The organism is Shimazuella sp. NTD250 (genome assembly GCF_059510375.1).
Genome location: NZ_JCAJZS010000008.1, coordinates 50,664 through 73,337, shown reverse-complemented (window position 1 = coordinate 73,337; position 22,674 = coordinate 50,664). Strand labels below are relative to the sequence as shown.

The 22,674-nt window shown below is 39.6% G+C and carries 23 protein-coding genes; 5 read left to right on the top strand and 18 right to left on the bottom strand.

Going from position 1 to position 22,674, the window contains the following annotated elements; all coding sequences use genetic code 11:
- Positions 1-91: 91 nt before the first annotated feature.
- A complete protein-coding gene (locus AC5WOF_RS17235) occupies positions 92-781 on the bottom strand; it encodes an MgtC/SapB family protein (RefSeq protein WP_496051186.1) in 690 nt (229 codons plus the stop codon).
- Between the two features lie 153 nt (positions 782-934).
- Between AC5WOF_RS17235 and AC5WOF_RS17230 the strand changes: the two genes are divergently transcribed.
- The 4 genes from AC5WOF_RS17230 (at position 935) to AC5WOF_RS17215 (ending at position 4,023) form a co-directional block, all read left to right on the top strand.
- Complete coding sequence (locus AC5WOF_RS17230; RefSeq protein ID WP_496051185.1) at positions 935-1,318, top strand: hypothetical protein; 384 nt, start codon at positions 935-937, stop codon at positions 1,316-1,318.
- Between the two features lie 410 nt (positions 1,319-1,728).
- Entirely contained in the window at positions 1,729-2,538 is an 810-nt protein-coding gene (locus tag AC5WOF_RS17225) for a sensor histidine kinase (RefSeq protein ID WP_496051184.1), read from the top strand.
- Between the two features lie 3 nt (positions 2,539-2,541).
- The gene (locus AC5WOF_RS17220) at positions 2,542-3,183 is read left to right on the top strand and encodes a response regulator (RefSeq protein ID WP_496051183.1); all 642 of its coding nucleotides are present in this window, start codon (positions 2,542-2,544) and stop codon (positions 3,181-3,183) included.
- Between the two features lie 126 nt (positions 3,184-3,309).
- Entirely contained in the window at positions 3,310-4,023 is a 714-nt protein-coding gene (locus AC5WOF_RS17215) for a FixH family protein (RefSeq protein WP_496051182.1), read from the top strand.
- Between the two features lie 29 nt (positions 4,024-4,052).
- Here the strand turns inward: AC5WOF_RS17215 and pyrB are convergent, their stop codons facing one another.
- From pyrB to AC5WOF_RS17200, 3 genes are read right to left on the bottom strand one after another with little or no spacing between them, the layout of a single operon-like run.
- Positions 4,053-4,961 carry an aspartate carbamoyltransferase gene (pyrB, locus tag AC5WOF_RS17210; RefSeq protein ID WP_496051181.1) on the bottom strand — a complete coding sequence of 303 codons (909 nt, stop codon included), beginning with the start codon at positions 4,959-4,961 and terminating at the stop codon, positions 4,053-4,055.
- Positions 4,962-4,974: 13 nt separating this feature from the next.
- A complete protein-coding gene (locus AC5WOF_RS17205; RefSeq protein ID WP_496051180.1) occupies positions 4,975-5,175 on the bottom strand; it encodes a hypothetical protein in 201 nt (66 codons plus the stop codon).
- A gap of 22 nt (positions 5,176-5,197) precedes the next feature.
- Positions 5,198-7,144 carry a tetratricopeptide repeat protein gene (locus AC5WOF_RS17200; RefSeq protein ID WP_496051179.1) on the bottom strand — a complete coding sequence of 649 codons (1,947 nt, stop codon included), beginning with the start codon at positions 7,142-7,144 and terminating at the stop codon, positions 5,198-5,200.
- 366 nt (positions 7,145-7,510) lie between these two features.
- Between AC5WOF_RS17200 and AC5WOF_RS17195 the strand changes: the two genes are divergently transcribed.
- Positions 7,511-8,782 carry an MFS transporter gene (locus AC5WOF_RS17195; RefSeq protein WP_496051178.1) on the top strand — a complete coding sequence of 424 codons (1,272 nt, stop codon included), beginning with the start codon at positions 7,511-7,513 and terminating at the stop codon, positions 8,780-8,782.
- 157 nt (positions 8,783-8,939) lie between these two features.
- Here the strand turns inward: AC5WOF_RS17195 and AC5WOF_RS17190 are convergent, their stop codons facing one another.
- The 14 genes from AC5WOF_RS17190 to AC5WOF_RS17125 all read right to left on the bottom strand — a co-directional run bounded on the left by AC5WOF_RS17190 (position 8,940) and on the right by AC5WOF_RS17125 (position 22,584).
- Positions 8,940-9,194, bottom strand: a complete 255-nt coding sequence (locus tag AC5WOF_RS17190; protein WP_496051177.1) for a hypothetical protein — start codon at positions 9,192-9,194, stop codon at positions 8,940-8,942.
- A 155-nt stretch (positions 9,195-9,349) separates the two neighbouring features.
- The gene (locus AC5WOF_RS17185; RefSeq protein WP_496051176.1) at positions 9,350-9,733 is read right to left on the bottom strand and encodes a hypothetical protein; all 384 of its coding nucleotides are present in this window, start codon (positions 9,731-9,733) and stop codon (positions 9,350-9,352) included.
- Positions 9,734-10,046: 313 nt separating this feature from the next.
- Entirely contained in the window at positions 10,047-11,354 is a 1,308-nt protein-coding gene (locus tag AC5WOF_RS17180) for a tetratricopeptide repeat protein (RefSeq protein WP_496051175.1), read from the bottom strand.
- A gap of 24 nt (positions 11,355-11,378) precedes the next feature.
- Entirely contained in the window at positions 11,379-12,902 is a 1,524-nt protein-coding gene (locus AC5WOF_RS17175; RefSeq protein ID WP_496051174.1) for an Hsp70 family protein, read from the bottom strand.
- A gap of 408 nt (positions 12,903-13,310) precedes the next feature.
- Positions 13,311-13,961: a nucleotide exchange factor GrpE gene (locus AC5WOF_RS17170; RefSeq protein WP_240876363.1), complete on the bottom strand. Its 651-nt coding sequence runs from the start codon at positions 13,959-13,961 to the stop codon at positions 13,311-13,313.
- A gap of 999 nt (positions 13,962-14,960) precedes the next feature.
- Positions 14,961-16,448, bottom strand: coding sequence for a lysine--tRNA ligase (lysS, locus tag AC5WOF_RS17165; RefSeq protein ID WP_496051277.1), 1,488 nt, complete (start codon positions 16,446-16,448; stop codon positions 14,961-14,963).
- Between the two features lie 31 nt (positions 16,449-16,479).
- The gene (dusB, locus tag AC5WOF_RS17160) at positions 16,480-17,466 is read right to left on the bottom strand and encodes a tRNA dihydrouridine synthase DusB (protein WP_496051276.1); all 987 of its coding nucleotides are present in this window, start codon (positions 17,464-17,466) and stop codon (positions 16,480-16,482) included.
- Between the two features lie 37 nt (positions 17,467-17,503).
- Positions 17,504-18,016: a 2-amino-4-hydroxy-6-hydroxymethyldihydropteridine diphosphokinase gene (folK, locus tag AC5WOF_RS17155; protein WP_496051173.1), complete on the bottom strand. Its 513-nt coding sequence runs from the start codon at positions 18,014-18,016 to the stop codon at positions 17,504-17,506.
- The gene (gene folB / locus AC5WOF_RS17150) at positions 18,013-18,369 is read right to left on the bottom strand and encodes a dihydroneopterin aldolase (RefSeq protein WP_496051172.1); all 357 of its coding nucleotides are present in this window, start codon (positions 18,367-18,369) and stop codon (positions 18,013-18,015) included. The genes folK and folB overlap by 4 nt, the downstream gene beginning before the upstream one ends.
- On the bottom strand, positions 18,362-19,132 hold the full coding sequence (gene folP, locus AC5WOF_RS17145) for a dihydropteroate synthase (RefSeq protein WP_496051275.1): 771 nt from the start codon (positions 19,130-19,132) through the stop codon (positions 18,362-18,364). Before folP ends, folB begins: the two co-directional genes overlap by 8 nt.
- A gap of 62 nt (positions 19,133-19,194) precedes the next feature.
- On the bottom strand, positions 19,195-19,767 hold the full coding sequence (locus tag AC5WOF_RS17140) for an anthranilate synthase component II (RefSeq protein WP_496051171.1): 573 nt from the start codon (positions 19,765-19,767) through the stop codon (positions 19,195-19,197).
- A 166-nt stretch (positions 19,768-19,933) separates the two neighbouring features.
- Positions 19,934-20,863, bottom strand: coding sequence for a cysteine synthase A (cysK, locus tag AC5WOF_RS17135; protein WP_496051170.1), 930 nt, complete (start codon positions 20,861-20,863; stop codon positions 19,934-19,936).
- Between the two features lie 72 nt (positions 20,864-20,935).
- Positions 20,936-21,805, bottom strand: coding sequence for an Hsp33 family molecular chaperone HslO (hslO, locus tag AC5WOF_RS17130; protein ID WP_496051169.1), 870 nt, complete (start codon positions 21,803-21,805; stop codon positions 20,936-20,938).
- A 14-nt stretch (positions 21,806-21,819) separates the two neighbouring features.
- Positions 21,820-22,584, bottom strand: a complete 765-nt coding sequence (locus AC5WOF_RS17125; RefSeq protein WP_496051168.1) for a type III pantothenate kinase — start codon at positions 22,582-22,584, stop codon at positions 21,820-21,822.
- Positions 22,585-22,674: the final 90 nt, after the last annotated feature.

Below are 22,674 nucleotides of genomic sequence, written 5' to 3'. Positions count from 1 at the left end.
CGGTAAATCTTAACTTCATCTTACATTATTCGCAATTTACTGGTCAATAAAGAATAATGCTCTAAACCGCTCCATACAAAGGTTCTCAACGTCAATAAATTTGCTCCACACGAGTGATTCCTTCCATATGCTGCAATTCTTCCAACAACTCGGCATCTAAGTTCGTTCCTTTTATTTTAATTGTAAAAGTGATCTTTGAAGCATCATGACCATCTTCTTCAATTCGAAGCTTTTTAATAGAGATACTTTTGCTTTTTCCGATAATCTTTACCATCTCACTCAAACGAGAAACGTCATTATCTGTCCAAACTTCTAATACAGCTCTCGTCTTTTGGTTCCAAAACATCCGATCCAGCCATCTGCGGATAATGAGTCCAATAAATACGATCAATGTCGTAATGACTGATGGAAAGTAAAAACCAGCTCCCGTTGAAAGGCCGACAGCTGCTACTACCCAAAGTGAAGCTGCTGTAGTCAGACCGCTCACCGTAACTCCTTGTCGCAAAATAGTTCCAGCCCCCAAAAAGCCAATTCCACTGACAACTTGGGCACTGATCCGCGAAGGATCAAAAGTAAAGTGAGGAAGATGGACAAAGTCAGAAAATCCATAGATCGAAATGAGCATGATCAAAGCTGAACCTACCGAAACCAATATATGGGTACGAAAACCTGCTGGAGAATGGTTTAACTCTCTCTCCCAGCCGATTAACCCACCCATCAATGCAGCCATGAACAATCGCTCCGTCAAAATCCAATAGCTGGGGTATAAAACATCATACATACTCCCACTCTCCTTCTTTCCTACCATTATCCTTTATTAGTATATTTTTATACAAAAAAGTATTAAACATAGAAAAATTTTTTCCCTATTCGTGGTAATAGGTATTGCGTATAATAAGAATAGTGGAATCGTTAGAAGAGAATAGAGGTTAGTATGCTGATTTCTTCGAATGCGCTTTCAACAGAAGAGCTCCCTCAAGTTCACCACAATCTGCTTGTGAGAAGTGGACTCCCTCGTAGTCGGTTCCCGAAATTTGCTATTCTGTGTGAGGATCTGCGGGGAGAAAAACCCCCTATCAAAGATTCCTTCCTTGAAGCTATCGAGGAATTGGAACGCCTCACCACAGAGACAGAAGAAAAGCTACAAAAAGTACAAGAGGAACTGCAACGAGAGAAGACACCACCTTCTACTCCAAGAGAAGAACTCGAAAACGCAGAGAGAACCTACATGCAAGATCTCTTCTCGTTCCATGAACTCATCCCGCTTATCAGTGAGCTGTTCGAACAAGCGTATCGACAGCCTCTCGATGCGAGATGAAGTGACCGGCCGGGTATCTGAGGTAGATACCCGGCCGTCGGCTTTTTAAAGTAGATAAAGGAAAACAAATCCGTTATGATAGAATGGAATTTTTTTTGGCACACCATACGGCTAAAGCCGAAGGATTCTTGGGACAGTAGTCTGATGACTACTTCATTACCAAACTAACCCCGTGAGCCCCACGGTTCCATTACAGCATAGAATAGCCCTACTGCTTGGTTTTCGCATTTCAAACTATCCAAAATTTGTAATTGATGATAGTTTATCAGCAGAATGTATGTTTGTAGATATATTTTTTTAAAATAGTGTTGGATGAGAGAGTGCTGAACCCTCTCATCCAATCCTCGTTTCCATCCCACGATTCAACCGTGGGTTTTCTCACTCTCAATTCTATAAAGGGCTGAATTACTATGTCTACCAAACAAATTAAATGGCTTATCCTCTCTATCCCTACCCTGACGATTGGAGTATGGGAATATCTCCGCCACACGATCCTGCTCCCTCATGTTTCCATGGATCTTGGAAATTGGCTCTCTCCTATCATTATTTTCCTGATTACCATCGCCTTCCTCAATCCGCTCTTTCAAGCCTATGAACATTTATCAAAGCAGCTAAAACAAGAGCGGGAAAGCAAGCAGCTCATGGCCGAGAGAGAGAGGATAGCCCGTGAACTCCATGATGGAATCGCTCAAACTTTGTTTCTCTCCTCTGTGCAAGTAGAAAAATTAAAAGCAATCGCTCCTCATGAGCAATGGAGGGAACTGCAACATAGCTTGCACCATATCCAAGAATATGTACGAAGATCCATCCACACCCTCAAAACAGAATACCAATTAGCCTTATCGGCACAGCTTCAAACAAGTATCGAACAATTTCGTTTGGATACAGGAATCGATGTTCACTATAATTTCCAGTTTCAAGACAGCCACTTCTCCCAAAAAGAAGGCTGGGAACTGATAGCAATCGTCAATGAGGCACTGACGAACATTCGAAAACATGCATTTGCTACAACAGTATGGATAGAATTATCTTCCACAGAGGATAGTTGGAATTTGAAGGTAGAAGATAACGGTGCAGGTTTTGATGAACAAAAATTACAATCGGCAAATAAGTTTGGTCTTAGTATCATGAAGGAACGTGCGGAAGAGTGCGATGCGAAATTTTCTTTCTCGCGGGAAAAAAACAAAACCATCGTTCATGTTTGGAAAAGGGAGCTTTAAAAGATGAATTATCGAATTTTAATCGCTGATGATCATGAACATGCCCGTAAAGCCATGCGGATGATTCTCTCGGAAGATGACCGCTTTATCATTGTTGGAGAAGCGAAACGCGGAGATGAAATCTTACTTCTGACAGAGCAACTCATGCCAGATATGATTTTAATGGATATACATATGCCAGGCTTAAACGGTCTGGAAGCAACACGCCAAGTAAAGGAACAATTTCCGTATGTTAAAATCGTTATGGTTACGGTCTCCGATGATGTTACCAATTTGTTTGAAGCAATTAAAAACGGTGCCCAAGGGTACCTCGTGAAAAACCTCAATCCGACCATTTGGCTATCCTACTTACATGCATTGGCAACCGATACAGCCCCAATGCCTCAAGAAATCGCCAATCGAATCCTAGCCGAATTCACCGGAGTAAAATCAACGAATGACCATTTGTTGACTCCAAGGGAACAAGAGATATTGACAAGGGTCGCCCAAGGACTGAGCAATCGAGAAATCGCAAATGAACTGATTATCTCCGAACACACTGTTAAAAATCATCTCAAAAATATTATGCAAAAATTACACCTGAATAATCGAGTACAACTGACTCGTTATGCCTATGAACAAGGATTTATGGGAGGCAATACGTGAAAATAGCTCTTATGAGGGATGTTTTTTGTTCCTCTGTTTTTTACAATAATAAGGACGCTTTATGTAAAAATTGGAATCAAGATGTTTATACGTAATATTACAAAAAGAAACAAAGGGGTTCTAACGTTGAAGAAAATAGGATGGATGCTGTCATTGGGATTGTTTTTGGTCAGTGGATGTACTTTACCATCTTCCACTTCCACACCTCCAAGTGCACCTGCCTCAATCTCACTTCAGTTTGAAGTACAACCAACAAAACCAGTCCCAAATCAACCAATTACGCTGTCGGCAAAGGTAACTGGAGACAATAAACCCGTGAATGATGCGAATGTCGAATTTGAGATTTGGAATACAGGAGCAAAAAATCATTCTATGCTAAAAACAAAACGAACGGCTGAAGGAACCTATACCATCACAAATACTTATCCTATCGCGGGTAATTATAATGTCATTGTCCATGCAACAACCCCACAGGTGCATCAAATGATTTCGGAGACTTTTACAATTGGCGAATCATCAAATAAAGAACAGAGTCATCATAGTGGAGATAACGGATTGATGATGCATATCCAGCTACCTTCTAACGCCAAAAGTGGGCAGAGTACCAAACTCTTCGGGCATATCGCCCAAAACAATCAGGCCTTAACAGATGCAAATGTAGAGTTTGAAATCTGGAAAGAAGGTGAAAGCAACCACGATTTTACAGATGTCGCGGAAACAAAACCCGGTGAATACTATAGTACTTATCACTTTAAAACACCTGGAACCTATCATGTAAAGTTACATGTCGAAAAAGGGAAAATACACGACCATACCGAGCAATCGTTGACAGTTCAATAGGTATTCGAAAAAAGACCGCTAACAAAAAGTTAGCGGTCTTCTGTCAATAATGAATAGAGTAAAGCCATCCGAATCCACATACCATTTTTTGCCTGTCTAAAATATAGAGCACGAGGGTCCCCGTCTACATCAGGGGCGATCTCTTGGTTACGAGGAAGCGGATGAAGCACCATCGTATGAGAACTAAAACGACTCAACACATGTCTATCAATGACCATTTCTTTTACCTTTCCCTCACTTGCTGGCATTCTTTCTCTCTGCGTTCTCGTTTGATAAAGTACATCTACATCACTTGGTATATCACTTAAAGAAGAACATGCAATAAAACGCCCACCATGATCCTCCATATACTGAATATAATCATCACTTAGTTCTAAACCCGGCAATCCTACACCATAAATCGTTAAACCCTTAAATAAAGATAATATTTTCACCAAAGAATGAACGGTACGGCCATATCTCAAATCACCAATCACCGCAACAGACAGATGGTCTAACGATGATCGCTGTTCAAATATGGTGTAACCATCTAGTAATGCTTGGGTGGGATGTTCACCTGATCCCCCTCCTGCATTAATAATGGGGACAGAAGCTACTCTGCTCGCTTCCGCTGCTGCATCATTTTCATGGTGACGCATAACAATCGCATCCGCGTATCCTTCCACAATCCGAATGGTATCTGCAAGGCTTTCTCCTTTTACAGAAGAAGAAACTTCCTTCGCATTTTCGGTACTTATTAAACTTGCCCCTAGTCGCTGAATAGCAGACTCAAAAGAAAGCCGAGTACGTGTACTCGGTTCATAAAACAAAGTAGCCACCACTTTACCACGGAGTGAATCCTGATAGCGACTGGCATTTTTTTTGATATCAGATGTAAGAACAAACAGAGATGTTAGATCTTCTCTGGTAAATTGTGTACTAGAAATTACATGTCGCATGGAGATCCACCTTTTACTCACCAGTTATATTAATCGTTAGTTCTCCTTCTCCTCCTGGTCCAACCTTAGGTTCCATCAGGGACAGTTCAATAGAAGCAGGTTGCATTTCCAAGAAAGGAGTTTTAACTTTTACAATAGTAGTAGCAGCATATACAACAGGGTGTGAGAATAAAAATAAAGAACAAATAGCTAAGCCTAGTAGCTTCACACGCACTTTACCTTTCCTTTCTGGCAAACTATTTCATTGCCTGAGCACTTGATAGTCCATTTTGGTAGAGGCGGTTACTCGGTTCTAATTGGAGAGCTTTTTGAAAAGCTGCAACCGCTGCAGGTTTGTTCTTCACTGCCATATAGCAAACTCCTAGCTGGTAAGAATATTTCCCAACTTTAGGATCACGAACCACTGCCTTTTGTGAAGCTACAATTGCAGAATTATAGCTGCTAGGATGAGTCTTACCATTTATGTAGTAAGCTCGAGCCTTGTAATAATAGCCTTCTGCATTTGTATCATCGATTTGATTTACAGCGACAAATTGATCAAAAGCTAGATTGAGTAGCTCCTTGAGTTGTTTCGCCTTTACATCGGTTCTCAAGCTTTGATTTCGAAGTTTTTCATCTCTTTGTTTTAAATATAAAAGTCCAAGAGAAATATGATACTCGATACTCTTGTCATTCAACTTAACTGCTTTTTTCTCATTTTCCACTGCAGCTTCTATATTATTAGCTTGTAATTGAATAATAGCAAATTCATGAAAATACACTGCATTTTTTGGAGCTAGTGCAACTGCTTTTTTCATACTCTCTACAGCTGTGTTACTATCTTTTAAAATATTGTAGATTTTCCCTCGATGATAGTAAATACTAGCAGTTTTTTCATCTAGCTCTGCAGCTTTATCAATTGCTGTTTTTGCACTTGGATAATCACGTACATAATAATTAAAAACAGCAAGCTGATCAAACAACTTCGCATCATCTGTAAAATAAGCAGTTGCTGAATTCATCACGATAACGCCTGACTTATAATCTTTTTTCAATCCATAGAGATTAGCCAGGTGCACATAATACTGTTTACTCTCTGTATCCATTGCTAAGGCTTGTTTTGCAAATGTCAATGCTTTATCGATATCGCCTTTCTCATATGCCTTTACAGATTGATTATACAAACTGACAGCTTTGTTTGGATTTTGTTCGACTTCCTGTACAATTTTCGCTTCTACTAAAGGGGTAATATCTGGACCCGTTGTAACAATCAAGCGTGCTAAAAACAATAGAGCAACAATCCCAACAGCAACCCACGTCAACCATCCAGGTAACTTTTTCTTTGGTTTTACTGTGCTTTCCGCATCATTTTTTGTTTTATTGACACCAAAAGAAGCGAGCTTTGAACGTCCAGTAAAAAACTTGTCTACCAATGTATTGCCAGCTTTTTTCTGCTCATCTTTTAGAGCATCAATCCCTTTGGGCTTCTTACCACCAAATTCATGAGCCCACTTCCACAATTCATGTAAAGGTGGTCGCATCACTGGATCTGGTGAGACGCTCTTCATTATCCAAGACTCTAATTCAACTGGAGCATCAGATCGAAGCGATCGCAGTGGTCTCATCTTGTTTTTGTGCTGCTCTATATTTTCTCCTGTCAACATCAAAAACAACAACTCACCAAGTTGGTTTGCCAACTCCGCTTCGCTGTATACATTTTCCTTTTCCGAAGGTAATACAGAAGTAGGTCCACCGTACAAGAAACGAATAGTACCATCTTCATCGATGACCATGTTTTGGGGATCAATAAGGGCAAATTCACCTTGGGAATCGCACTCCATTAAGTGATCAGCAATTGTCTTCGTGATCTGAGAAACTTCTCCTAATGCAAGTGGAGCGTTTTGATAAAGGTATATCCCTAACAGGTTCCCTTCCATTTTCTCAAATACTTGATAAAGCACTCCATCTTCTACAAAGACTTCTTGCAACGGTACAAAAATACGTTCATTTCTCAAAGGTAATTTCGCAATCGTATCTTCATTTGGTTCAGATTGCAATTGTATTGCATGGATAAAACGTGTTGGTACTTCTTCAGGATCAAACGAATCATAAGTTGTGTAATACAGAACACCATCAACAAATGGAAATACACTGATTACTTGGTAACTTCGTTTTATTCGCTCTCCTTGTTGTTTTATCTGCATAACTTCCCCTCACTCTATCAAGCGGACATTTTTCATATCCCCTATTGTAACATGAAGTATCATTAAGGATGAATGTCATTTTCGTTATATCATCAGGCTATCCTAATTCTTGCAAATATATGGCAGGACAGTTATGTAAAATTAATCATATAATGATGTAAAAATATAACAATTATGCTGCTATTTTCTGTTTGAACAATATAATTTATAGTTTTCTCTGCCTGCTATATCGCAACTGCCTGCAAAATTCTTATAATAATGATAGTGAATCTTTTGTGATCATTACAACCCTACTTTTCATTTATTTTCATTCTGAATTAGTAACAGTTTTTTATTTTGAGATCGGAACTTTTAAGGGGGAACATGATGGACAAAAAAGTTGTACGTGCTTGGATATGGTATGACTGGGCTAACTCTGCTTTTGCCACTACCATGATTGCAGCTGTAATGCCTATCTTTTTTTCAGATGTTGCTGCTAAGAGCTTATCAAAGACAACTGCTACTGCTTACTGGGGTTATACGGAATCCATTTCTTTAGTCTTACTCGTTCTCTTATCTCCTATCCTTGGTTCAATTGCTGATCGAGCAGGACGAAAAAAGCAATTTCTCCGCTTTTTCACCTACTTGGGAATCGGTTCATCACTACTGATGGCTACAATTGATGAAGGTGAATGGAGATGGGCAGTTGTACTAGTGATTATAGGGTCTTTAGCCTTTGCCTGCAGTAACATTTTTTATGATGCTTTCCTGCCAGAGATAGCGGAGGAAAAAGATCGCGATATGGTGTCTAGTCGCGGATATGCCCTTGGATATATCGGTGGTGGTGTATTATTGGCACTGCAACTTGTCTTTATTCAGAAACCCGATTGGTTTGGATTAACGTCAATATCTGCAACTCAGATTGCTTTTGCATCTGTTGGTGTATGGTGGTTCCTCTTTTCCCTTCCCATATTCAGACATGTAAAAGAAAAAGAAAAAAAATCAACAGAGAGCTTCTTCCAACTGAGTAAAAATAGTACCCGGCAGGTAATCCAAACCATTAGGCAACTGCCAAAATACCCAGAACTCATGCGTTTTTTAATTGCCTTCTGGTTTTTTAACGATGGAATCAATACCATTATTAAGATGGCCACTATTTATGGAAGGGAAATTGGGATTGGTACAAGTGATCTCATTCTAGCTCTGCTCATAACCCAATTTGTTGGATTGCCTTTCACATTATTATTTGGAAAATTCGCTGGATGGTTTGGCAGTAAACGCACCTTGATCACCACAATTATTATATATTTGTTCATTGTCATTCTCGGTTATGGAATGACCACCTCTTTTCACTTTTATGTTCTCGCTATCCTAGTAGGAATGGTACAAGGAGGTAGTCAAGCTCTATCTCGTTCCATCTATAGCCAACTAGTCCCAGCCGAAAGAAACGCCGAATTTTTTGGTTTCTATGGTCTATCAGGAAAATTTTCCGCAATCTTTGGACCATTTGTCTTTGGTCTGGCGGGACAATTAACAGGGTCTAGTCGATTTGGTATTCTCTCACTCGCGATCTTTTTTGTCATCGGAATTTCACTATTATGGAAACTTAATCTAGAGAAGGGACAGCAAGAAGCAACTTCTAACTTAAGTAAAAAGTAATCTCTAAAAAAGGTCCTGATGGGACCTTTTTCTCTACCTAAATTTACTACTTCGAAGCCGCTTCTTCCTTACCACTATCGCTGTGGGCCAAACCAAAAGAACAGAAACAACTAGAGCAGCACTTGGATTATTATGAAGAACACCATAGGCGACATAGTTAATTATCAAATTCAGAACGACAATCAGTATATTTGCGAGGAAAACATGAAAAAACAACTGTGTATCCACATATTTTCCAATCCAAAATCCAACGGCAACTTGACCGATAATAAGTACTGGTAAGGTCAACAATATAAGGATCAAGCTGTAAATCAAAAACAGAATAGAAAAGTCCAGCTAGATACTCCAATGGAAACATAATGATCATTCCTAAACCACCAGCTTGCAAAATGCGCAACCGATTTAATTTCACTGCCTCTCCTCCATTTAAAAAGTTATAAAAATGATGCTCCCCTCTCAGTATAAAAAAGCATTTAAATAAATAAGATATCTATACACCTTAAGAAAAAAGGAAGCATTACCATAATTAATGGTCGCACCTCCTTTTTTTACCGTATAAAAAATCCTTTATTTACGGCGCACCAAAAGCGCCAAAGGAAATGATGGAATACAGAGAATCAAGGCTACTAGAGGCGCAAAGGCAGTAAACCAAAACGCATTTTGACCAACTATGAAACCGAACAGTACAAGGAACATAAACAATACGATATTTGCTAAATAAACATGAGAGAACAGATGGCTTGCACGTCCCCCTACCTTTCGCCCTAACCAAAACCCCATCACAAATTGACCGAACACTTGAATCGGCAAAAAATATGCGATGATTTGTTCATTTGTAAGATGTAACGGTGATACTCCTTTATAGGACATAATCGAACCTACTACCACACTTCCCAGTAACAAACTGACAAATGTTATTCCTACTGCTTGCAAAATACGAGCTTGGTTCATGCGTATAACTCCCTAAATTTCTGGCACTAATTTTGCAATAATGTTTATGAAAGTAGGATTGCGAAAATTACCAGATATCATTTTTTTGGCTGACATGACCGTAAGCAGTTTTAAGCCACTCAGCTTCCACATCAATAAGAATAACACACTCACCTTCTTGAACCCAATTTTTATGTCGCAAATATCACTTTTCATTTTTTACTTCTGTACGGAAAAAGCCTAGTTCCAATTTCCCAAAATGAGTTAAAACTAGAACAGAAATTCCCTCAGCCGTTTCAAATTTCAAACAAAAAACTAGAGGTTTCCCTCTAGCTCATGTAGGCTTTCGAACATAGTTACGATATAAGTTAATGATCAATACAATCGATAATACATAATTTACAAGATAGAAATAAAAGTTTATATTCCTGAAAAATGGATGATCTATAACAAAGTAGACAGGATTGACCATATATATAAAAGGCAGGATGGCAAATGGTAGAATAATAATAATTCCAAACCCTTTTAATTTTAAGCGAACAACCTCTAGCAAATAACCAAAATCTGTTCGTGTGCTCTTACCCATAACTGCCCATTGATAAATTCGATAGCGTGGTGTAAAAGTAGCAAAAATGTATAAGAGCGGTAGGAGACCGATCAATGAAACGTTTATCATACTAGGATTGTATTGTTGAATGAGAACTAATTCAGCAGCACTAACAAGCGCAAACAACCAACTTCCCGTGAATTGTCTCCCTTCGCGCTTTCGTATCAATGATCGAGATTCTTTGATTTGGGCAATCAAATCTTTGTCTTTGACACTTAATGCTGAAGCACGCTTCACATAAATATAAGCCATCGTTACATCTGCTTGAGAGGTTGGGTAGTAACCAGGATCTAACTGATCATGACCTTCCCCTACTTCTTTCCAAGTGCTAAAAGCAATGTCTAAATATGCGCGTACTAATTCCTTTTTGTATGTATTATTTTTAGGCTCTCGCTCCACACTTTTCTCAAGCAATTGTAGACCACTTTTGAAGTTACCATGTTGTATATAGAGAGACCCCAATTGGTATTGATACTTCATTTCAGTAGGTTTTAATGAGATAGCATGTTCAAATGCTTCTTCTGCTCGTGATAATCGGTTGCAAGATTGATACATTTGCCCCAACAAAAAAGAGTATTCCGCATTATTTGGTGCTAATTCGCATGCCTGAATCAAGTTTGTTATAGCTTCCTGTTTCTCACCTACAGCAAATCTAGCTTGTCCAAGTAGTATCCAAGCTTCTGCCCTGTCTTGTATATGCTCTGTCATTTTAATAGCAATAAACAGCGCATCTTCCGGTTGATTTGCTTTCAATAACCGAAACCCTTCTTCAAGTGCTTCGCTTATTTTTTTTTCGGGCCAGCCAATAGGATGATCTCGAAGCTGTCTATCATATATTTCTCTTTTTTCTTTATCAAGTAGAATGGCTTCAATCATCTCTAATTTGCTTAACATCTGTTCTGCTTCTTGTCGACGATTGATATGAGAAGCATTTGTACGAGCACTCCACAATCTGACTTGATGATGGATGAGTTTTTGAATCTCCTCCGAAGATGCATCTGCGGAGAGCTCTAAAAAACGATAGTAGTTCTCCATGTTGAAAATATCCTTTTTAGGCAGTTAGCTTATTGCCAATTTGGCAACACGTTTTTGTTTCTCTAGTACTTCGTCTTCTGTCAAGTTGGAAGTACGTTCAATATCTAACTCGCCAAGTAATGTACCTGCAGTGGAATCAATGACAGAAATATGAATAATCCCATCACTATCATATTCAAAAATAACTTCGATTGGAGCACCCTTTGGGTATTCAGGAAGATCAATCATACCTTCCCCAACTATTTTCACATAATCGAGGTCTACATCTTCACCTTCTGTCACTTGAATATGTAATTGGGTTTGTTGATCCACTGTAGTGGTATAATGATTGCTTACTCGGGTAGGTATTGCAGTATCCTTCTTCAATACAATAGAGTTTACTTCATTGCCACTTTCATCTAATGCGACAACACCCATGCTGTGAGAGTTAACATCTTGAACTTCCACCATTGGGAAAGCATGGTTGTCAACAAAATCATGACGTCCTTCCTTCAACATCAAGATCATTCCCTGAATGGCGGCACCTTGTGCAACAACTTCATCAGGATTGACATCAAGTGAAGGCTTCAATCCAGTAACTCGTTCAATCAATTCAGGAACAGCACGCATTCGAGTTGATCCACCAACTAGAAGAACACGATTGATATCATTCCAACCCAAATCAGCATCTTCTAATACAAATTCCATTATTTTCTGAGTTTGTTTTAGGAGATGGTGGGTTACTTCTTCAAAATTTTGGCGGGTGAGTGGAATTGTCACGTTCACACCGTTAGCAGATAGGAATACATTCGTGCGTTCTCTGGAAGATAGCGTTTTCTTGGCAATTTCTGCTTTATCTCGAAGATCTTGTTCTAGCATTGGATCTTCTAATAAATCTACTCCGCCAGCTTTGATAAATTGATCATTGAGATACTCCATAACTGCATTGTCCCAATCAAAACCACCTAAACTCTTCGCTCCACCAGTAGCCAATACTTTTAGGCCTTCTGGGCTCAAGTGCATGATGGTAACGTCAAAGGTACCTCCACCAAGATCGTAAACAAGAATGGTCTGGGTTTCGTCCATTTTGTTTAATCCATATGCAAGTGCAGCTGCAGTTGGCTCATTGATAATACGTAAAACATTGATTCCTGCGATTCGTCCAGCATCTTGTGTGGCCTTACGCTGTGCGTCATCAAAATAAGCCGGCACAGTAACAACAGCATCTTCAATTTTTTCCCCTAATAATGTCTCTGCATCTTCTTTCAAGCGACGAAGAATCATAGCAGAGATTTCTTCTGGGGTATATACTTCGGAATTTTCTGTGCGAAATTTCCAGCCTTTATCACCGATTTGTCTTTTTACAAACTGAATAACATTAAAAGGATTGGCCACCGCAGATCGCTTTGCGATGCTTCCTACAATCGGATCATCTCCATCAAACAAAACAACGGAAGGGGTAATTCTCTCTCCTTCACGGTTTGTCAATACTTCAGGTTTTCCATATTGGTTAACGATTGAGATCGCAGAGTATGTTGTACCTAAATCGATTCCTACTACTCGCGCCATCTTTTTTCACTCCTTCTTACCGCATAATGTCAGATGAACGCCAAGCTCGCTAGTTTTTTCAGAAGAAAATGAAAAGATGGTTGCCCATCTATTGGGAGAAAAAACAAAGAGGTTAGAGGGTTTCTTCATTTATAGACAGGTTGTATGTCCATACCATGTGAATCTCTCATGACTTAAAGTCACGAGACTTATCTACGAAGGTTGATAGCTAGGCTGGTTTCCTCATTCGTACAGGCGTATCCACTCCGCCTATAGCATAAAAGCCTATGAATTTCGTAAGATGTCTGTTTGTTAGGAGAAGAAATCTTTGGCGATTATCACATGTTTTCTCGCCACAAATATAAATATCCCCAACAATACTTATTCCTCTTCCCTCTTATTCTCCATAAACGATAGAGAGCAACGGCCTTATTTTGGTTGATATTTCTTTATAACTACTTTGGTTGGTCTTAAAATAACATCTTTGTATTTGAAACCATTACGAACGATGTCAACGATTTGATTATCTTCACTTGGATGAAATGTAGGTTCTATCTTCACTACTTCTTGATACTTTGGATCGAAGGTATAAGATGTGAGGATTATTGGTTCTACTCCACGACGGTACAGGATTTCCATCAGCTCACCATTTAGAGACTTCAGTAAATCTGCTAATTCAGGGGACAATACCCCAGAATCAATTGCATCTTTATAGATACTCTCCATACGATCATGAAATAAAATCAAATCAATATATAGTGGACGCAAGTGTGCAAGTTCTTGATCTTGTTTCAGATCATCCATTTCTTGATACAAGCGTTCAAAAGCTACTTCTTTGGTTTTGTCATAGCTCAACCGTTTCTCAACTAATCTAACAAGTGATGTGAAATTAGATTGTAGACCAGACAAAAAAGAGAGTACCTGTTGCTGTTGGCGATCGGGTGATTTTACCTCCTTCACTTCCTTTGAAGTTGCAGCACGATCTCTGGATAGAAAGCTCATCCGAGACGCTTGCTGACTTTTTTGCGGAAGCTGCGGAGCTTTACCGAAAAATCTCTGGCTCTCTTTTTTGGGACCCATAGATGTTCCTCCCTATTCATGAGTTTACATTTGTGATGATACTAGCCCTATTAAAACCGCAATTTTGGTCACGATCAGTCCCAACAAGATGAAAGGAGCAAAAGGTAAGGTAGTATCTTAATTCACTTTTTTACTATGAAATACCTTCCATTTCAATAGAAAAAACTTGCAGATAGATTTTGTGACAAGGATAGTATATTGATTGGCAGGAATTTTAGAGAAATTTTTAACTTAGAAAGTATTTTTTATATCGCCTCCGCTAATTGACCTATTCCCATGTAATTACCAGATAGTAGTCAATTAGTGTCACAAGACCTGTACCAATGTAGTTCCCGGAGAGGATCGACATATGAGGTTAATACAAGTCCTATTAGAATAACATGATAATAGATTAGGCGATATTTACTAATCTGTAAAACTAGCATAAAAGTTAGCAAGATAGAATTTAGATAGAGTTTCCTAACTTTTTCTAATAACCCAATATCTTTTATTATCCGGTTCTAGGATACAGGGCAATTATAGTATCTTTATAATGTTTAGACAAGCAAGGTAGAACTCTTATCTATTGACTATTTTTTATTATAACAGCTACTTTCAATACTAGCACTACTCAGTTATTCTACTGGCAATATTTGTATATGATCCAGTTGTTTTTGAGTTTATTGTTTTCATCTACTATCACTTCGGATTTGAAGTGATACCATTTTCGAGATTTTCGATCCTATTATTGTTTCCCCTACAAGTCCGCTCAAAGAGAAACATGCTCTAACAGAATGAATACCCTTTTATGCTCTACATGACTACAGTAAAAAACGATATCTTATGCACTGTGTTTCTAAGGGTTACTTCATAGGTCTCCCTTAGAGAGCAATATGCAAGTATAAACCTCCTTAATCGCACTTTGATTTGTACCCTAAATAAGTATACAAAAAATCAGATTAGTTTTAAAGACAATATAGGAAAATAGCCCCTACCTTGTCAAGATAGAAGCTATCTTTCCTATTGTTGTTCACGCATATGCGGAAATAGCAGGACATCACGAATAGAAGGGCTGTCTGTAAGCAACATGACGAGTCTGTCAATTCCGACACCAAGACCACCAGCAGGAGGCATGCCATGCTCCATTGCTTCCAAAAAATCTTCGTCGAGTGGTTGTGCTTCATCATTTCCAGCTGCTTTTTCGGCCATCTGCGCTTCAAAACGTTTGCGCTGCTCAATTGGATCGTTTAATTCTGTAAAGGCATTTGCATGCTCTCTGCCATAAATAAATAGTTCAAATCGATCTGTAAAACGATCGTCATCGGCATTTTGTTTAGCCAGTGGAGAGATTGCCACAGGATGTCCATATACGAAAGTTGGTTGAATGAGCAAGTGCTCAATTTTTTGCTCAAAAAATTCATTCACGATATGTCCAAATGTCATGTTAGGTGTCACTTCTACCCCGTGTTCCTTAGCTAATTGGTGTGCTTTTTCATCAGACATATGCTCGGTAAAATCAATTCCTACATGTTCTTTAATAAGATCCGTCATCGAACGGCGAGCCCAACCTGGAGAAAGGTCGATCTCTTGACCTTGGTATGTGATGAGAGATGTACCGCGAACCTGCTTCGTAATCGAAGCAATCATATTTTCCAGCAAATCCATAATATCCTCAAAATCAGCATAAGCCTCATAAAGTTCCATCATTGTAAATTCCGGGTTATGGCGAGTGGAAATTCCTTCATTCCGATAACATCTACCAATCTCAAATACTTTCTCTACTCCGCCAATCATCAATCGTTTTAAGTGAAGTTCTAGAGCAACTCGCATATAAAGAGGCATGTCTAATGCATTATGGTGTGTCACAAAAGGACGAGCAGAAGCTCCACCTGCAAGTACATGTAGAGTAGGAGTCTCAACCTCCAGATATCCTAAATCCGTTAAATGACGACGCATTGCTGTAAGAATTTGACTTCTTGTTATAAAAGTTTGTTTCACTTCTGGATTCATGATCAAATCCAAATATCGCTTGCGATAGCGTTGTTCTACGTCTTTTAGGCCATGGTACTTCTCTGGAAGCGGGCGAAGTGCTTTGGAAAGAAAAGATAGCTCTTTTGCGCGGACGCTTAACTCACCCCGATTTGTCTTAAAGACAGTTCCGGTTATACCCAAATAATCCCCCATGTCACTTTGGGAGAACACTTCATATTGTTCTTCTCCGACTTGGTCCAAACGTACATATATCTGAATTCGACCACTCATATCTTGAATATGAGCAAAAGATGCTTTACCTTGTACCCGTTTCGTCATCAATCGCCCCGCAATAGAAATCGAAACCTCTTTCTCTGCAAGTTCCTCTTTCGTCAGTCCATCATACAAAGCTTCCAAATCTTTTGCGACATGGGTGCGGACAAATTTTTTACCAAAAGGATCAACACCGCGGTTCCTCATCGCATCTACTTTTTCTCTTCTCACCTGCATTTGTTCACTTTGTTCAGCTTGATCGATCATTTTCTTTCCAACTCCTCTATTCTGGGACTTACGCCACCACGGTCTCTTCTAATTCTTGTGCAAAAGCCAACAAGAAACCAGCCATTTCATCACGTGTAGTGGCACGGTTAACTAAATCTTTCAACTTTGCACTATCACGCAGTCCTTTTAAATACCAAGCGGCATGTTTTCTCATTTCTCTTACAGCAACCTCTTCTCCTCGAAGAGCAATCAGTCGATCCATATGGAGAATAGCAATTTCCATCTTTTCTTTGGCATCTGGTTCTGGGGTTAAAACTCCATCTTCTAAGTAATTAATGGTACGGTATAGCATCCATGGGTTCCCCAGAGCAGCCCGGCCAATCATGACACCATCGCAACCTGTTTTTTCGAGCATGTCACTTGCATCCTCAGGAGTAAAGACATCCCCATTTCCAATCACAGGAATATCTACAGACTCCTTAACTTGACGGATGATATCCCAGTTTGCTTTTCCTTTGTACATCTGAACCCTTGTACGACCATGCACAGAAACCGCGGAACCACCTGCACGTTCTACTGCTTGTGCATTTTCAATTGCAAAAATATGTTCATCATCCCACCCAATCCGCATTTTTACGGTAACTGGTTTGCTCACTGCATCCACAACAGCAGAAACCATTTCATATATTTTATCCGGATCTAGCAGCCAGCGAGCACCTGCGTCACACTTGACTACTTTAGGAACAGGGCAACCCATATTAATATCAATAATATCTGCATTGGTTTCTTGGTCTACTACTTTTGCAGCTTCCACGAGTGTATGGCGGTCTCCACCAACAATTTGTAAACTAAGCGGCTTTTCCCGCTCATCCACAAATAACATTTCTCGTGTTCGTTTATTCCCATGCAAAATAGCCTTGTCACTTACCATTTCAGCACAAACAAGACCTGTACCAAATTCTTTCGCGATCAAACGGAATGCTGGATTACATACACCAGCCATTGGAGCCAATACTACTCGATTCTTCATCGTTATCGATCCAATTTTTAACAACATTTTTCCTCCTTTCGAAAAGGAATTACGAGTATGTTTAAATTAAGTTTTGCCACGAAAAATCTCGTTTTTTTATCCATTGATCTTTTGGCAGTGCTCTCATAGCTTCATCCAAGCTTTGACCAGTTGGAAGAATTAACTCTCCTGTTAACTCGTGGAGTGGAATTAAAGCAAATGCTCGTTCTAACAGCCTAGGATGAGGAATCGTCAATTCCCCAGTATTTATGGTTCGATGGTCATATAACAAAATATCTACATCCATAGTCCTAGGACCAAATCGCTCAAGACGCACCCGATGCAAACACTGCTCTACTTTCTGTGTAGCTTGCAAAAGCTCCGTTGGCGGCAATACCGTATCGATCTCTGCGACTAGATTAAAAAAGTTAGGTTGATCCAAATAACCGACAGGTGAGGTCTCATACAAGGACGATATTCTTCTTACCGAGACACCTCCTGAATGATGTAAAAGTGCCAATGCCTGTTGTAACTGGTTAACTGGATCACCTAAATTAGCACCGAGACCTAAGTATGCCATAACCCGCTTACTCATCTTGCTCGAACTACTTCTACCCCAACTGATTCATAATGACCAGGAATTGGGGGATCAGGTTTAGTTACTCTTACCAATATTTCTGGCACTGGAAACTTGGTAAGTAGTTCATCTGCTATGCTTTCTGCTAACGCTTCAATTAAGCGAAACTGTTTTTCTTCCACTATTTTTTGAACAGCTTGAAAAACTTGTCCATAATCAATGGAATATTTCAGTTGATCTGTCTGGCCGGCAGGTTGTAAGTTCAATCGTAACTCTAAGTCAACCATAAAACGCTGTCCAAGTTTATTCTCCTCAGGAAAAGCACCATGATAGGCATAGAAGCTCATCTGCTTGAGAATGATTTTATCCATTTTCTACGGCTCCTTTTAACACATCCATCATCTGACAAAATCGAACCGTTTGCTGTACATCATGAACACGTATGATATGACATCCTTTAGTTATACCCCAACCTACTGTTGCTAGGGTTCCTTCTAATCTCTGGTCTACATCCAATTGGAGCGTATATCCAATAAAAGATTTTCGTGAAGTACCTAGAAGAACTGGGTAGCCAAGCGCGACCAATTCATCTAAATGCTGCATCACTCGAATATTTTCTTCCATCGTTTTGGCAAATCCAATACCAGGGTCAAGAATGATATTTTCCCTGGATACACCAGCATCTTTCACTAGAGCAACAGAGGCTCCAATATCCTCTATTACCTCATTTATAAGTTTTTGGTAAACAGCATTAACACGATTATGCATCAAGATGACTGGAACTTGTAACTCCCCCATCACTCGGGGCATATCTGCATCTTTTTTGGCTCCCCAAACGTCATTAATAATGTGTGCTCCAGCTTGGATGGCCTCTTTTGCGACCTGAGCCTTATAAGTATCGATGGATATAGGAAGATCAATTCGAGTGGACACTTTTTCAATGATTGGAATCACTCGTTCTAGCTCTTCATCTACAGAAACAGCTCGGAAACCTGGTCTGGTAGATTCACCACCGATGTCCAAAATATCAGCGCCATCTCTCTTCAATTTTTCGGCATGCTTCAATGCCCGGTCTAGGGAATCAAACATACCACCATCCGAAAAAGAATCTGGTGTTATATTTAATATCCCCATGACAAGGGTACGTTTTCCCACAGGGAGGATGTGCGAACCAGCTACTAGCAACGAATTACCTCCTAAGATGCATAAGTACGAATGAAGTTGGTCAAAAGCTGTTTACCATATTGACTCAAGAGAGACTCAGGATGAAATTGAACTCCTTCAATCGGCAGTGTTCGATGGCGAACAGCCATTATCTCACCATTTACCGTTTGGGCACTTATCTCAAGTGAGTCGGGTAAAGATGCAGGATCTATGATTAATGAATGGTACCTGGTAGCAGTGAATGGAGATGGGAGATCGACAAATATCCCTTTGCCATCATGATAGATTTCAGAAGTTTTCCCATGCATTAACTCTGTTGCACGTATAACCTTTCCTCCAAACGCCTGCCCAATGGATTGATGGCCTAAGCAAACTCCAAAGATAGGAATAGCATCTGCAAGCTGGTCAATTAGATCAAGGGTAATTCCAGCGTCATTTGGTGTACCGGGACCAGGGGAAATAACGATCATGTTTGGGGAAAGGGCCTGAATTTCAGCTACCGTTTTTTCATCATTGCGGACTACTTTTAACTCTTCCCCAAGTTCACCAAAATACTGCACCAAATTGTACGTAAATGAATCATAGTTATCAATCATTACTATCATCTCTACTCCACTCCTCTATGCTTTCTCCGCTATACTCAATAATGCTTCATTTTAACACAAATGGAGGTAAATCCAAAAGAAAATCATCTTTTACCATTGGAAAAACTACGTATAAAAAAAGGACATTACGTGTAGCTTAACACGTCTGTCCTCTTAATTTCTAATTTTATTTTTCTTCAAACTGATATAAAGGTGTTGTGAGATAACGTTCTCCATTACTTGGAATTACAGCGATTACTTTTTTTCCAGACCCTAAGCGCCGAGCAACCTTTAATGCAGCAGAAACTGCTGCTCCTGAAGAAATCCCAACAAGTATACCTTCTTCACGAGCTAATTTACGTGCCCATTTGAATGCTTCTTCATTTTCCACTTTGATGATTTCATCATAAATTTCTGTATTTAGAATAGATGGTACAAATCCTGCACCAATTCCTTGTATTTTATGTGGACCTGGCTTTCCGCCAGATAATACAGGCGAGTCTTGTGGTTCTACTGCTACTACATGAAGATTTGGGAAGGTCTCTTTTAAGACTTCACCTGCACCAGTAATCGTGCCTCCTGTACCAATCCCTGCAACAAATGCATCAATCTGACCATCCACTTGACTGATAAGTTCTTTTGCCGTTGTTTCACGATGGATTTTTACATTATCCTCATTATTAAATTGCTGTGGCATAAAATACTCTGGATGTGCTTCTTTTAACTCTTCTGCTTTGGCAATTGCACCTTTCATGCCTTCTGCTCCAGGTGTTAAAATGAGTTCTGCACCATATGCCCGCAGCAAGTTGCGACGCTCCACACTCATCGTATCAGGCATAACTAGGATAGCATGATAGCCTTTTGCTGCTGCTACCATCGCTAAACCAATGCCTGTATTACCACTTGTTGGCTCTATGATGGTGTCTCCTGGTTTTAATTCACCTCGCTCTTCTGCACCCTCGATCATACTGAGTCCAATGCGGTCCTTTACACTTCCTCCAGGGTTAAAAAACTCCAATTTAAGATAAACATCTGCATCTGCCTTACCAACAATGTGATTCAACTTCACTAAAGGTGTCTGTCCTATCAATTCAAGTATGTTATTCGCAACTCGCATATTAATCCCCCTAATTCCGAGTGATAAAGCAGGAATATACGATTTTATCTTATCAACTATATGAATAATTTGTCAATCTAGTGAGCCTATGATTTCCAATAGTTCTTTTTTATCAAATTGGTATTTCTCATTACAAAAATGACAAACAACTTCTGCTTCCCCAACTTCTTCTACAATAGATTTTAATTCTTCTACTCCAAGACTGATCAGCATATCTTTTACTTTATCACGTGAACAGGTACATCCAAATTTTGTTTCTTTTTTATCTAAGAAACGTGTATCGTCACCCATTATTTTTTGCAACAGCTGCTCAGGGGATATACCTTTGGCTAATAAATCGGTGATCGAAGTTATTTTTCCTATTCTTTCTTCTAACTGATCAATAATCTCTTCTGGAGCATTGGGTAATAATTGTATCATGTAACCTCCAGCGACTAAAATTTTGTCACGATTCACCAAAACTCCAAGACCTACAGAACTAGGAGTTTGCTCAGAAGAAGTAAAATAATAAGTAAAATCGTCTGCTAATTCCCCAGATACAATAGGTGATGCTCCTTGATATGGGTTTCCAAGACCTAGGTCACGAGTTACATACAGTGAACCTTTCCCAACTGCCCTTGCGACGTCTAATTTTCCTTTATCGTTCAATGGAAGTAGAACATCTGGATGATCGACATATCCACGTATCTTACTTTCACCATCTGTTTCCGCTACAATCCGGCCTACTGGGCCATCTCCATCTACCTGCAAGGTAATACGTTCTTTTTTTCCTTTGATGGTTAAGCTTAAGAGAGATGCCATTGTCGCAGTTCTCCCCAAAGCTGCACTTGCAACTGGAAAAGTAAAGTGTCTTTGTTGTAATTCTTGTACAAGATCTGTCGTTAATGCTGCAAAACCTCTAACATGTCCATCAGCCGATATGGCCCGAATTGTATAATCCATCGCACAACCTCCAATTATTGATTTCTTTTATAAATTATTTTCAATCCTTCCAGAGTAAGGAGAGGGTCTATTTTATCAATCGTATCTGTACTGTGACAGATTAGGCTTGCCAAACCTCCTGTAGCGATAACGGTAGGTTTTACAGGACTGAGTCTTTTCATACGATTTACGATGCCATCCACTAAACCAACATATCCATAGTAAATCCCGGACTGAACAGCATGAACGGTGTTACGCCCAATAACTTCTGTAGGCTGAACAATTTCTACTCGTGTTAGTTTTGCGGCTCGCTGATACAAGGCCTCAGCAGATATTTGAACACCAGGAGCTATTGCACCTCCAAAGTACCTGGCATGCTCATCCACGTAACAGAAAGTAGTAGCTGTACCAAAATCGACAATGATCGCTGGAGCACCGTACAATTCTACAGCTGCCACTGCATTTGCAATGCGATCAGCACCTACTTCTCTTGGATCATCCGTTTGGATATGCAGACCTGTTTTAACCCCTGGCCCTAAAATGAGCGGCTCGATCATCAAGTATTTCTCACTCAGCTTGCGCAAGACATAAGTGATGGGGGGGACAACAGAGGAAATTACAGCTCCATCGATTTGGGACAACTGCAATCCCGCATGAGAAAGCAATTGTTTAAATGTCATGGCATATTCATCTTCTGTTGCATTTCGGTCTGTTTGCATTCTCCAATGATGTAATAATTGCTCTTGTTCATAAATCCCAAAAACAATATTGGTATTTCCAACATCCATCACAAGTAACATATCTATACTCCTTCCATAACCAAGAAAAAAACCTATACTCAATCAGGAAGAAAGGAACAAAGCAGAGAAAGTTATCATCTCTAGCTTTTG

Bases quoted from the DNA above. Each gene is read 5' to 3' on its own strand.
- AC5WOF_RS17235 (WP_496051186.1), bottom strand. From the start codon at position 781: ATGTATGATGTTTTATACCCCAGCTATTGGATTTTGACGGAGCGATTG.
- AC5WOF_RS17195 (WP_496051178.1), top strand. From the start codon at position 7,511: ATGGACAAAAAAGTTGTACGTGCTTGGATATGGTATGACTGGGCTAAC.
- hslO (WP_496051169.1), bottom strand. From the start codon at position 21,805: ATGGATTATACAATTCGGGCCATATCGGCTGATGGACATGTTAGAGGT.
- pyrB (WP_496051181.1), bottom strand. From the start codon at position 4,961: ATGCGACATGTAATTTCTAGTACACAATTTACCAGAGAAGATCTAACA.
- AC5WOF_RS17175 (WP_496051174.1), bottom strand. From the start codon at position 12,902: ATGGCGCGAGTAGTAGGAATCGATTTAGGTACAACATACTCTGCGATC.
- AC5WOF_RS17125 (WP_496051168.1), bottom strand. From the start codon at position 22,584: ATGTTACTTGTGATGGATGTTGGAAATACCAATATTGTTTTTGGGATT.
- AC5WOF_RS17140 (WP_496051171.1), bottom strand. From the start codon at position 19,767: ATGATAGTAATGATTGATAACTATGATTCATTTACGTACAATTTGGTG.
- folB (WP_496051172.1), bottom strand. From the start codon at position 18,369: ATGGATAAAATCATTCTCAAGCAGATGAGCTTCTATGCCTATCATGGT.
- AC5WOF_RS17230 (WP_496051185.1), top strand. From the start codon at position 935: ATGCTGATTTCTTCGAATGCGCTTTCAACAGAAGAGCTCCCTCAAGTT.
- AC5WOF_RS17170 (WP_240876363.1), bottom strand. From the start codon at position 13,961: ATGGGTCCCAAAAAAGAGAGCCAGAGATTTTTCGGTAAAGCTCCGCAG.
- AC5WOF_RS17200 (WP_496051179.1), bottom strand. From the start codon at position 7,144: ATGCAGATAAAACAACAAGGAGAGCGAATAAAACGAAGTTACCAAGTA.
- AC5WOF_RS17220 (WP_496051183.1), top strand. From the start codon at position 2,542: ATGAATTATCGAATTTTAATCGCTGATGATCATGAACATGCCCGTAAA.
- folK (WP_496051173.1), bottom strand. From the start codon at position 18,016: ATGAGTAAGCGGGTTATGGCATACTTAGGTCTCGGTGCTAATTTAGGT.
- AC5WOF_RS17225 (WP_496051184.1), top strand. From the start codon at position 1,729: ATGTCTACCAAACAAATTAAATGGCTTATCCTCTCTATCCCTACCCTG.
- cysK (WP_496051170.1), bottom strand. From the start codon at position 20,863: ATGCGAGTTGCGAATAACATACTTGAATTGATAGGACAGACACCTTTA.
- AC5WOF_RS17180 (WP_496051175.1), bottom strand. From the start codon at position 11,354: ATGGAGAACTACTATCGTTTTTTAGAGCTCTCCGCAGATGCATCTTCG.
- folP (WP_496051275.1), bottom strand. From the start codon at position 19,132: ATGGGGATATTAAATATAACACCAGATTCTTTTTCGGATGGTGGTATG.
- AC5WOF_RS17185 (WP_496051176.1), bottom strand. From the start codon at position 9,733: ATGAACCAAGCTCGTATTTTGCAAGCAGTAGGAATAACATTTGTCAGT.